Here is an 11,883-nt window from a genome sequence, read left to right as displayed (position 1 = left end):
TTACAGTTAGTTAACGTTACCTTATGCAATAGCAAAAAAACCGATGCCCCAAAGCAGGCATCGGTTTCTGGAAGAAGAGCACATTTTTAACTTTTTCCTTTAGGAAAGCAGGTTGCGGATATACGCGGCCTCTGCTTCCGTAGGCGGTACAAGCGGCAAACGCACGGAGCCCACAGTAATACCGGTTAGGTTTAAAGCATGTTTGACGGCAACTGGGTTCGGTACCGGATGCGGACATTCGAACAGTCCTTTAAATACCGGAAGCAGCCGCTGGTGCAATTTTGCGGATTCGACCACGCGGCCGTCCAAGAATGCCTCGATCATTTCCTTCATCTGATGGCCTATGATATGACTGGCTACGCTGACGATGCCATATGCGCCGACAGACATGGCTGGAAGCGTGGCGGAATCGTCTCCGGAGTACACTTTGAAGCCTTCAGGTGCTCCGGCTACGATTTGAGTCACCTGCTCTAAAGATGCGCATTCTTTTGTCGCAACTACATTCGGCAGCTGGGCCAAACGCAGCGTTGTCTCTGCTGTTAGACCGATCACCGTACGGCTTGGTACGTTGTACAACATGATTGGAAGCTCCGTCGAACGGGCAATCGCTTCGAAATGGCGATATAGTCCTTCCTGATTTGGCCTATTGTAATATGGAGCGACGAGCAGTATACCGTCGACCCCGCACTTCTCTGCCTTTGCTGTCAATTGAATGGACTCTGCCGTATTGTTGCTGCCGGTGCCGGCAATAATTTTGCAGCGCCCATTCGCCTGCTTCAAGGCAAATTCGAAAAGCGAGATTTTCTCTTCTTCGCTTAATGTTGGCGATTCTCCCGTCGTACCGCAAATGACAAGAGAATCGGACTTTTGCTCTTCGATCAAATAGTCAATTAGCTTGGCCGTCTGGCCCCAATCGATGACCCCTCGGTCATCGAAAGGAGTTACCATGGCCGTAATCAATCTTCCGAATTCCATGTTGTAATCCCCCTCTAAAATAATTCACTGATGGGCAAGCTCGAACTTGGTATGCAGAGCTCTAAGCGCCTGCTCCATATCCTCTTTATTAACGAGCACCCATATCGTCGTATTCGAGTCCGCAGACTGCAATATCTGTATTCCCTGCTCCGTTAGTGCTTCAACGATCTTAGCCATAATTCCCGGTACCCCGTTAATGCCGCCGCCGATAATGGACACCTTCGCGCATCCGCTTAGTATGCGGGGGAATAAGCCCATCGAGTCCAATATCGCAGACGCTTTTCCGGCATCGCTATCAAATACCGTATAAACGACCCCCGTAGGGGTAACATTAATAAAATCGACGCTGATCGCGTTAGCAGCCATTGCTTTGAACACCTGCAGTTGCAAGTTCGCCTCAGATTGACCGGAAGATTGCACCGTAATTTGCGTTACATTCCCGACGTATGCAATTCCGGTAACATATCTGTCGACAACCCCAGTCTGCACATCCCTAAAACCTTCAGGATTAGCAACCAGCGTGCCCTCGCTTTGCGAGAATGTCGAACGAACCCGAATGGGTATACCGGATTGCATCGCGATCTCAACTGCACGGGGATGGATCACCTTAGCACCCTGATGGGCCATATTGCAGATTTCCGCATAACTGACATGTGCAAGGGCTCTCGCATCCTCAACGATGCGCGGGTCTGCTGTCAATATGCCATTAACATCTGTATAAATATCGACCATTTCTGCATGCAGCGCCGCACCCAGCGCCGTTGCCGAAGTGTCGCTTCCGCCCCGTCCCAACGTCGTAAATTCACCGTTCACGTTCTGTCCCTGGAATCCGGTTACAATCACGACGTTTCTGTTCTCCAACTCCTCAAGCACGCGGGACGGGACAACATCGAGAATCCGGGCATTGCCGAATTGGCTGTCCGTTCTGAACCCTGCCTGAGCTCCAGTCAGTACAGTGGATGAAATCCCCCCGCGCTGAAGCAGGCTGCTAAGCAAGTTGGCGGATATGATTTCACCGCAGCACAGCAGTAAATCCTGCTCACGCGGGGAAAGAGATCCCCCCGCCTGCTTGATCAAGTCAAGCAGCGTATCCGTTGCATAGGGATCCCCTTTCCGGCCCATAGCCGATACTACAACAACAAGCCGATAGCCGTTATCCAGTTCACGGCGAATGTGTGAAATGACATGCTCCCTCGCTTCAACAGTGGAGAGGGATGTGCCGCCGAACTTCTGCACCATAATGTGCATGCATATTCCTCCAGTATGATGGCGGATTAAAGCAGTACTTCATTCCGTCTTTCTATAATAGCCTGACTGCTAAATAAATCAGTTACGCTTTGCTGCCACGATTTCTGCGATTTGAACGGCGTTCCATGCAGCTCCCTTTATCAGGTTGTCGGATACGATCCACATGTTCAAACCACGCTCGTTTCCAAGGTCGCGGCGCAAGCGGCCCACGAATACTTCCTTCTTACCGGCTGCCTCCGTAGCGAGCGGATAAGCTTGGGCTGCCGGATCATCCACGAGCTTCACCCCCGGTGCATCAGCAAGCAAAGATTTCACTTCTTCGAGATCGTAATCGCTTTTCAATTCGACGTATACCGACTCGGAATGACCATATACGACAGGAATACGAACGCAGGTTGCCGTCACATCGATGGATTCGTCTCCGAAGATTTTCTTCGTCTCCCGAACCATCTTCATTTCTTCCAGCGTATATCCGTTCTCCTGGAATTTATCAATCTGCGGAATCGCGTTGAATGCGATCTGATGCTTCACAGGCAATGCCCCAACCGGAAGAATATCCGGAGCGGCTTCATTGCCGGCCAGTATCTCCCGGCTTTGGCGAAGCATTTCATTTATGGCGCTGGCACCTGCACCCGATACGGCTTGATATGTGGACACGATAATTCGCGAAATACCATAGCGATCATATAATGGCTTCAAGGCTGCAACCATCTGCGTCGTCGAGCAGTTTGGATTAGCGATAATCCCATGGTGCTCAGCGATTTTATGTTCATTCACTTCAGGTACTACAAGCGGCGCCGTCGGATCCATACGGAATGCATTCGTGTTGTCAATGCATACGGCGCCATGACGTACAGCATGCGGAGCAAGAGCTTTGCTGACATCGCCGCCTGCACTGAACAGCGCGATATCAATTCCTTCAAAGCTGTCTTGGCTAGCTTCCTCAACGGCAATTCTCTGTCCCTTATAAGTAAGAACGGTTCCTGCGGAACGGGCCGAAGATAACAGCTTCAGCTTATCAATCGGGAAATCCCTTTCTTCCAACAACTTGATAATCTGCTCTCCTACGGCCCCCGTCGCACCTACTACGGCGACATTAAATTTCGTCTTGCTCATCCAGCACGTCTCCCTTTCACTATACGAACTATATATGTGAATACAATGAATTCATTACCTGAATCGTTCAATAATGAGCGGCTGGTATTGCTTGCCTTCCAGCGCAGCATAGGATGCTTCGGGGACGAGCTCCATTCTAGCCACGAGCGAGTTCGGTTTACCCGTCGGATTATCCTGGCCGAAAGGAACAAAGTAGATATTCTTAGCAACGATTAATTTAGCGATATTCGCCAAGTTGAAGCCAAGACCGTCATTGGTTGATACAGCCAGCACTAGGGGCCGCCCATTTCGCAGCTGAGCCTTTGCCGCCATCAATACCGGACTGTCGGTCACCGCATTAGCAAGCTTGCTTGTCGTCGTGCCGGTGCAAGGCGCAATGACCAGAACGTCCAGCAGTTTCGTAGGCCCTAGCGGCTCCGCATCAACAATTGAGGAAATGATATCATTCCCCGTTATATCTTTCAACTGATTACGCCAATCTTCCGATTTGCCGAACCGGGTATCCGTTGTTAATACCGAATGAGATACAATTGGAACCACCTTGGCTCCCTCGTCGACAAAGCGCTTGATTTGCGGCATTACTTCAGCAAACGTACAATGCGAACCCGTTATCGCATAGCCTACCGTCTTACCATGCCAATTCACATTTCATCCCCCCGTAAATGGAACTCTTCCGATATCGACTGACAGATCGTATTCGCCATAATGATCCCTGCTGTCTTAGGAGCGACGATTCCGGGCAAACCAGGGGCCAGAAGAGCCTTGATTCCCCGCTTCTCCGCAAAGCGAAAATCAGTTCCTCCTGGAGCCGAAGCAAGATCAATAATGACGACGTTCCGGGGCAATTTCGAGATGATTTGTGCTGTGACTATCATAGTCGGAATCGTGTTAAAAATCAAGTCGATTTCCCCCGTATAAGCCGTCAAATCCGTTGCTACGAAAGGCTTCCATCCCATTTGGACTGCTCTGGCTGCCTGATCTTCCCGGCGGACTCCCACCTTCACTGTTGCTCCTAGGCCCTGCAAGGTTTGCGCCAGGGTAAACCCAGTCCTGCCTATCCCTAACACGATGCAGGTCGAACCGTGAATCGTAATGTCGGTATGCTGAATCGCCATCATGATGGCTCCTTCAGCCGTTGGTATCGAGTTGAATATCGCCACATCATCCCGCTCAAGCAGCTCGATTAACTTAAAGCTGAATTCGGCGGCCATGCGTTTCAATAAACTTTTGGCCATGCCTGTATAAACCACTGTCTCCTCCCTGATTTCCGCAAACATATCCTTCGTCAGCACGACCTCGTCATTCGCAAACGGCGAGTCGACAACACCCTGATCATTGCAGCCGATCACTGGTAACACCAGAACGTCAGCCCGCATTAGCAGGCCGGGAGACAGTTTCTCATGCGATACTCCAGATAGAGGAGGCTCCCATTGTTCGAAGCCGACTACCTTCACTGTAGCGTCAAGCTCCGTACACTTGTTAATAATTTGAACCTGTCGGGCATCTCCGCCAATGAACACTATAGTCAGTCCGGTAAGCATCATGGACGTCCTCCTTCCAAGCTAGCACATTATAGAACATCTTATGCCGACGCCTATTAAGTGGTGATACCCAGTTCATAGGCGCTTGCCGCAAATAAAAAAGGCTTGCCGAGCTCCGTACCGATAGGTACAGGGCTCAGCCAGCCTCAAGGTTCTAACAATGTGAGTGCACTAAGTTAGCGTTATTCAATTTTTTCCGGTATGGCCGAATCCGCCGGCACCACGCACGGTTTCAGACAACTCGTCAACCTGAACCAGATTCACTTCAGGGACAACTTGGAATACCATTTGGGCAATGCGCTCTCCTCTTCGGAAGGTAAAAGGCTCGTCCCCGTGGTTGATCAGCAGCACCTTAACTTCTCCCCGGTAGTCGGCATCGATCGTGCCAGGGGTATTGAGACAGGTAATTCCATGCTTAAATGCAAGTCCACTGCGCGGGCGGATTTGGGCTTCCAGGCCCGCCGGCATCGCAAGAGCAAAGCCTGTCGGAATCAAAGTACGCTGTCCCGGTTGCAGCACGATTTCATCGGTTATCGCAGCATAAAGATCGAATCCGGAAGCCTCCGCCGACATCTTCTGCGGCAGCTCGAGATCTTCAGTTCCTGTTAAACGTTTAATTTGCACTTCATACGACAAGTTCATCTCTCCTTATTCCTGACAAGACGCGATCAGAAGAACCGACCATGGCTAACGCATAGGGCTGCTTGAACATCCCTCGCAGTACATCATTGATATCCTCCATCGTCACGGCTTCAATTCGTGTAATAATTTCATCCAGCGTATAATGGCGTCCGAGCATTAGCTCGTTCTTGCCAAGCCGGTTCATCCGGCTGCTCGTGCTCTCTAAGCTAAGAATAAGGCTGCCCTTCAGCTGCTCCTTCCCTTTGCTCAATTCGCTCTCGGTAAGCCCATTAAGAGAAACGTCATGCAATATTTCCTTAGTCAGCTCTAGAACGTCCTTGGTTTGCTTAGGAGCCGTCCCCGCATATACGGTAAAAAGACCGCTATCCGCATGAGAGCTATGATACGAATAGACGGAATAGGCAAGTCCCCGCTTCTCACGGATTTCCTGGAACAGCCGCGAGCTCATCCCGCCGCCTAAGGCGTTGTTCAACAACACCATTGCATACTGGTTTTTATCACCGATTTGCAGCCCGGGAAAAGACAAGCAAATGTGATTTTGCTCTGTCTTCTTCCGGTGGAATTTCATCCCGCCGAGAAACTCGGGCGCAGTCAGATCGCTATCCGCTCCCCTGGAGCCAAAGTCCCCAAAATGCTTCTCCAGCAGTTCCAGAATGTTATCATCGTAATTCCCGGCGATGCTGATGACCGTGTTGTCGATCGTATATTTTTCCCCCATATATGCTTTAAGATGAGAAGAGTCCATAGGTTGCAGCAGCTTCTCCGTCCCCAGAATAGGCAGGGCTAGCGGATGGGTTCCGTAGGCAGCCTCGGAAATCATATCATGGACCATGTCATCCGGCGTATCCTCATACATGGCGATCTCTTCCAAAATAACATTTTTCTCTTTGCGCAGCTCTTCCTCATCAAATAACGATCTAAAGAACATATCAGACAACACATCCACCGCAATCGGCAAATGCTCATCTAACACTTTGGCGTAATAACAAGTATATTCCTTAGACGTAAAGGCATTTACGTTGCCGCCAATTGCGTCAAACTGTTCGGCAATCTCTTTGGCATCATACCGCTCGGTTCCTTTGAACAGCATGTGTTCTATGAAATGAGAAATACCGCCTAAGTCGGGACTTTCGTTCCGTGATCCTGTTTTGACCCATATGCCGAACGATACCGAACGGAAGGTCGGGATTTTTTCCATAACCACCCGCAGGCCGTTTTTAAGTTGCGTTTTGTGCACGAAAGGCCCTCCTAAAAAGTTTTACGAAGCTATACCTCAATGAAATACTTCGCAGTAAAACTTGCTTCGTAAGCATCCGCTTAGTTTTACGAAGTAAAACTTACTCCGAAAGCTATAAGCTCCAATTCTTCATATCCATGAAGCCAACATTATCCTATCAAAAAAAACGCGTATACTCAACTCCCCGGCTTCAGAATGCGGTCACTAGACAGTGTCTCCTCTACGGTTCCGAGTACTAGTCCCTTCTCCCGAATCACAGTGATCATATCCTTTAACGCCTGACTGGATGATTCGGTCGGATGCATCAGTATAAGCGTTCCAGGCGCTACCTTTTTCGATATTTTCTCAACTATGCTGGACGGGAGCGGTTTTTTCCAGTCGACGGTATCCAGCGTCCACAGCACCGTCTTCAACCCATAATCGGCAGCCTGCCGCACGGTACGCGCATCGAAGTCCCCCGAAGGCGGGGCAAACCAGCGATTGTCTACACCAAGCTCACTTTTAAGCAAATCCTTTGTCTTTGAAATTTCCAATCTAGCCCGGTAATCATCCAACTGGGTCATGTTCGGGTGGGAATAGGCATGATTCTCCAACTGATGTCCCCTCTTCTGGATTTCCTTGGCTAATTCCACGTTTTTCTTCAGCCAACTGCCATCAAAGAAAAAGGTCGCTTTGACCTTAGCTTCGTCCAGCGTGTCCAGCATCGGTACGATATACTCGTTGCCCCAGGCAACATTAATCATCAATGCCACCATCGGCTTGTTTGGATTTCCGCGGTAAATTGGCTCGGGCGTCAAGTCGTTCAAATTGACTTGCGGCTTCGTTTCCCGGTATTGGTAAGGAATATCGGCGCCTCGTGGGAGCTCTTTGGCTTTTTTATAGGTCTTCTCGATATCCACTTCGATGCCGTTGTAACCCGGGATCGCCTTCCATACACGGTCTATTACCGCATCTACCGGTTCCTCACGCCGTTTCGCAGCTTCCTCCCGAATGGTCTTCATCAGTTCGTCGTCGCTCGCATCTGCAATTAATCGGAATGCAAAATCACCGCTCTGCCTGACTGAGCTTCCTTCTACGAACGTCCGTATCCCCCCCCACTGCCATAATGCAATCACGACGACGAAGCCAAGCAATATCGCGATGAATTTATTCCGCTTCATGACATGCTCCCTTCACCCCGGTTTTGTCCTCATCATATGAAGACAAGTTCTGTATTATGCAAAAAAACGGGTGATCCAGACGAGATTCTCTGAGAAAAGGACAAATTAAAAAAGAGCCAGAATATTGCATTCTGTCTCTTTTCCCGCACATTTATGTTGAAATATGGGGTTAACTTTAACTTAAGATGATGATTCGGCAGCCTCTGCAGTTAACACTGCTTTGCGGGAAAGATTCACGCGACCTTGCTGGTCGATTTCCGTAACCTTGACGGTTATCGTATCACCGATTGCGACAACATCTTCCACCTTTGCAACACGCTCTGTAGAAAGCTGCGAAATATGAACCAGACCGTCTTTGCCTGGCAAAATCTCTACGAAAGCTCCGAATTTCTCGATCCGCTTTACCGTACCCACATAAATCTCACCAACGACAACTTCCTTCACGATGCCTTCAATGATCGAGCGCGCCTTATTGTTCATCTCTTCGTTAGTGGAAGCGATGAATACGCGGCCATCCTGCTCGATATCGATTTTTACGCCGGTTTCTTCAATGATCTTGTTGATGATTTTACCGCCTGCGCCAATGACGTCGCGAATTTTATCCGGATTGATGTTCATGATGAGAATTTTAGGCGCATACGGAGATAAGCTTTCCTTTGGCTTCTGAATGCGCTCCATCATTTTGGACAGGATGTGCATGCGTCCTTCTTTCGCCTGGGACAATGCATCCGTCAGAATTTGGCGGTCGATGCCGTCAATTTTGATATCCATCTGGATCGCGGTTACGCCTTCCGGAGTGCCGGCTACTTTAAAGTCCATGTCGCCCAAATGGTCTTCCATGCCTTGAATATCGCTCAGAATCGACACTTGATCTCCATCCTTGATCAGACCCATCGCGACACCCGCTACAGGCGCCTTGATCGGAACACCAGCGTCCATCATTGCAAGCGTACTTGCGCAAATGCTAGCCTGCGAAGTAGAACCGTTCGATTCCAACACCTCGGAAACAAGACGAATCGTGTACGGGAACTCCGATTCAGGCGGAATAACTTTGGACAACGCTCTTTCACCAAGAGCTCCGTGCCCTATTTCGCGGCGACCCGGTGCACGCAGCGGACGGGCTTCGCCTACGCTAAACGGCGGGAAGTTATAGTGATGCATAAAGCGTTTGGTTTCTTCCAAATCGATGCCGTCAAGAATTTGCACGTCGCCTAGAGCACCAAGCGTACATACGCTGAGCGCTTGCGTTTGACCACGCGTAAACAAGCCTGATCCATGCGTGCGCGGCAGCAGGCCGATGTCGCTCTCGATCGGACGGATTTCTTCCAGTTTCCGGCCATCCGGACGAATTTTATCATGGGTAATCAGACGGCGCACTTCTTCCTTAACGATATCGTGAAGTACCTCCATCACGTCTTTCAGAAGCTCTGGAGACTCTATGTACTTCTCCTCAAAATGAGCCACGGTTTCTTCGTTGATGGCGTCGATCGCATCTTGACGAGCATGCTTCTCGGCAATTCTGACCGCTTCGATTAGACGACCTGAAGCGAAGTCGCGAACCTCGCGATTGACTTCCTCATCGACGGAATGAAGCTTCACTTCCATCTTCTCTTTGCCTGCAAGGGCAACGAGTTCTTCAATAACGGCCACGATGTTCTTGATTTCCTCATGACCGAACATGATCGCCTCAAGCATAACATCCTCGGGCACTTCATTTGCTTCGGCTTCTACCATCATAATGGCATCTTTCGTACCAGCCACCACGACATAAATATCGCTTGCTTCCTGCTGGGCAATATCCGGATTAATGACAAATTGCCCATCCACTCGGCCGACAGCTACACCGCCAATAGGTCCGTTAAACGGAACATCCGAAATGCTCAGCGCTGCCGAGGTACCGATCATCGCCGCAATTTCCGGTTCGCAGTCTTGGTCGACGCTCATGACGAGATTCACGATTTGCACGTCGTTGCGGAATCCCTCTGGAAATAGAGGACGAATCGGACGGTCCGTCAGACGGCTCGCCAAAATCGCTTTCTCGCTAGGACGGCCCTCGCGCTTAATAAAGCCTCCCGGAATTTTACCTACAGCATACAGCTTCTCCTCATAGTTTACGGTAAGTGGAAAAAAGTCGAGATCTTTCGGCTCGGATGATGCTGTTACCGTACACAACACGGCTGTATCGCCGTAACGGACCATAACGGCTGCATTAGCCTGTTTCGCCAAGCGGCCGGTTTCCAGTATAAGAGGTCTTCCTCCCAACTGCATTTTCACATGTTTCTCCATGAAATCCCTCCTTGTTCAGATAGAAATTCGTTATAGACTTCATTATTTCCTCCTTTTGTCCAAATCATAAAAGAAGTTGAAGTCTGTCCCCTTTCACAACAAAAGCTCCTGAAGGAGCTAAAGATGCATTCAAAGCAAAGTCTATACAATTCGTAACTGTTAAAAAGCAACCCGGCAGCCACCGTTCGCTAATAATAGCGTATTCGGCGGCAACCAGGCTGCTTTAGTTCACCACAAGAAATTAACGACGCAATCCGAGTTTCTCGATCAAAGCGGAGTAACGTCTTACGTCTTTGTTCTTCAGGTATGCCAACAACTTACGGCGTTGGCCGACCATTTTCAATAGACCGCGACGGGAATGATGATCCTTCTTGTGCGAGCGCAAGTGTTCGGTCAAATTAACAATGTTCTCCGTAAGGATAGCAATTTGCACCTCTGGTGATCCTGTATCGGATTCATGAGTTTTGTGCTCTTCAATCAGTTGTTGTTTGCGTTCTTGAGTCAATGCCATCCTGTTCACCTCCTTTATCTAAATCGCCGTTAGCCTCGTCGCCGGGCGGTGAGGTCCGGTCAACCAAGCTAAGGTTATAGTTGTCATGTGGAAAAATGTAAATCTCCACCATGAACAACGTATATCAGTATATCATAAATGATGGACTAATGTAAATGCTATTAAACTTCCGTTCGCCCACAAATTCGTGTAGCGTCTAATCGGCAGAAAGGAGCAGGTTTCTAGCCGTGTCCGCATCTTTACTGATCTGGGCTACAAGCTCGTCGATCGAACCGAACTTACGCTCCTCGCGAATGAACTCTACTAATTCTACCGATAGTGATTGTCCATATAAGTCCCCGTTAAAATCGAATAAATGGATTTCCAGGGAAGGCGCTGACTTATCGTTGTGGAAGGTCGGCTTGACCCCCACGTTCATCACACCTGACAGCCACTGCCCTTCATAGTTTACACGCACGGCGTAAACCCCCTTGATCGGCAATACAAAATATTCGTCCGGCCTAAGGTTTGCGGTAGGGAACCCAATTGTGCGGCCACGCTTCTCGCCGTGCATTACGATCCCGTGAATCGCATATCTTCGGCCCAGCCAGCGCGCGGCAAGCTGAACTTCACCCTCCGCGAGTGCCCGGCGAATCCCGGAGCTGCTCACCTTCTCTTCATCTATGAGAAACGGAGGAACCGTGTGAACTTCCAAGGTGTTGTCGCTAAGCTCGCGCAGCATCCCGGCCTCCCCTTCCCCGCGGTATCCGTAGCGGAAATCAAAGCCTACGACTGCGGTATGAACCTGGAGCGGAACGAGGACACCAGCCACAAAATTTTGTGGGCTCACCCGCGAAAAAGCATCATTAAACTCCACGATATATACATAATCCACGCCCAAGCTCTTTAGGATTCGTTCCTTCTCCTGGGGGGGCGTCAAGTAACCGTCATAATCGCCTTTTTTCATTACTTCCTTCGGATGAGGATGAAAAGTCATCACCGCAGCCGGCAAGTTCAAGGATGCGGCCATCCGCACTGCCGTTTCAATCACGCTCACATGCCCTAGATGCAAGCCGTCAAACTGGCCGATGGCTAGCACTTGGGGTCTAGCGCTTTGGTCTATAATCTCTTTTGCAAGAGGATAGGTCAAATTAATCGTTTCCACTGTCATTTCACCTGCAATTTCAC

11 protein-coding genes are annotated in these 11,883 nt (G+C 49.7%); all 11 read right to left on the bottom strand.

Annotated elements, in window-relative coordinates; genetic code table 11:
- Window positions 1-99 precede the first annotated feature (99 nt).
- The 11 genes from dapA to ACYUJT_RS05175 all read right to left on the bottom strand — a co-directional run bounded on the left by dapA (window position 100) and on the right by ACYUJT_RS05175 (window position 11,866).
- Window positions 100-975 (bottom strand): 4-hydroxy-tetrahydrodipicolinate synthase, encoded by an 876-nt coding sequence (dapA, locus tag ACYUJT_RS05225; RefSeq protein ID WP_460319300.1) that lies wholly within the window; start codon window positions 973-975, stop codon window positions 100-102.
- A gap of 24 nt (window positions 976-999) precedes the next feature.
- Entirely contained in the window at window positions 1,000-2,223 is a 1,224-nt protein-coding gene (gene dapG, locus ACYUJT_RS05220; protein WP_460319299.1) for an aspartate kinase, read from the bottom strand.
- 78 nt (window positions 2,224-2,301) lie between these two features.
- The gene (locus ACYUJT_RS05215) at window positions 2,302-3,339 is read right to left on the bottom strand and encodes an aspartate-semialdehyde dehydrogenase (protein WP_460319297.1); all 1,038 of its coding nucleotides are present in this window, start codon (window positions 3,337-3,339) and stop codon (window positions 2,302-2,304) included.
- A gap of 54 nt (window positions 3,340-3,393) precedes the next feature.
- A complete protein-coding gene (locus ACYUJT_RS05210; RefSeq protein WP_460319295.1) occupies window positions 3,394-3,984 on the bottom strand; it encodes a dipicolinate synthase subunit B in 591 nt (196 codons plus the stop codon).
- The gene (gene dpsA, locus ACYUJT_RS05205) at window positions 3,981-4,880 is read right to left on the bottom strand and encodes a dipicolinate synthase subunit DpsA (RefSeq protein ID WP_460319779.1); all 900 of its coding nucleotides are present in this window, start codon (window positions 4,878-4,880) and stop codon (window positions 3,981-3,983) included. The genes ACYUJT_RS05210 and dpsA overlap by 4 nt, the downstream gene beginning before the upstream one ends.
- Before the next feature lie 186 nt (window positions 4,881-5,066).
- On the bottom strand, window positions 5,067-5,522 hold the full coding sequence (dut, locus tag ACYUJT_RS05200) for a dUTP diphosphatase (protein ID WP_460319293.1): 456 nt from the start codon (window positions 5,520-5,522) through the stop codon (window positions 5,067-5,069).
- Window positions 5,506-6,759, bottom strand: coding sequence for a M16 family metallopeptidase (locus tag ACYUJT_RS05195; RefSeq protein WP_460319290.1), 1,254 nt, complete (start codon window positions 6,757-6,759; stop codon window positions 5,506-5,508). Before ACYUJT_RS05195 ends, dut begins: the two co-directional genes overlap by 17 nt.
- 176 nt (window positions 6,760-6,935) lie before the next feature.
- The gene (locus ACYUJT_RS05190; protein WP_460319288.1) at window positions 6,936-7,919 is read right to left on the bottom strand and encodes a polysaccharide deacetylase family protein; all 984 of its coding nucleotides are present in this window, start codon (window positions 7,917-7,919) and stop codon (window positions 6,936-6,938) included.
- Window positions 7,920-8,099: 180 nt separating this feature from the next.
- A complete protein-coding gene (gene pnp / locus ACYUJT_RS05185; protein WP_460319286.1) occupies window positions 8,100-10,205 on the bottom strand; it encodes a polyribonucleotide nucleotidyltransferase in 2,106 nt (701 codons plus the stop codon).
- A 241-nt stretch (window positions 10,206-10,446) separates the two neighbouring features.
- Window positions 10,447-10,716 (bottom strand): 30S ribosomal protein S15, encoded by a 270-nt coding sequence (rpsO, locus tag ACYUJT_RS05180; RefSeq protein WP_110933072.1) that lies wholly within the window; start codon window positions 10,714-10,716, stop codon window positions 10,447-10,449.
- A 196-nt stretch (window positions 10,717-10,912) separates the two neighbouring features.
- On the bottom strand, window positions 10,913-11,866 hold the full coding sequence (locus ACYUJT_RS05175; protein WP_460319284.1) for a bifunctional riboflavin kinase/FAD synthetase: 954 nt from the start codon (window positions 11,864-11,866) through the stop codon (window positions 10,913-10,915).
- Between the last annotated feature and the right edge of the window lie 17 nt (window positions 11,867-11,883).

The sequence above is a fragment of the Paenibacillus sp. YSY-4.3 genome, from assembly GCF_054767475.1.
Note: the sequence above shows the minus strand (reverse complement) of the source record. Positions and strands in the feature narration are given on the sequence as shown.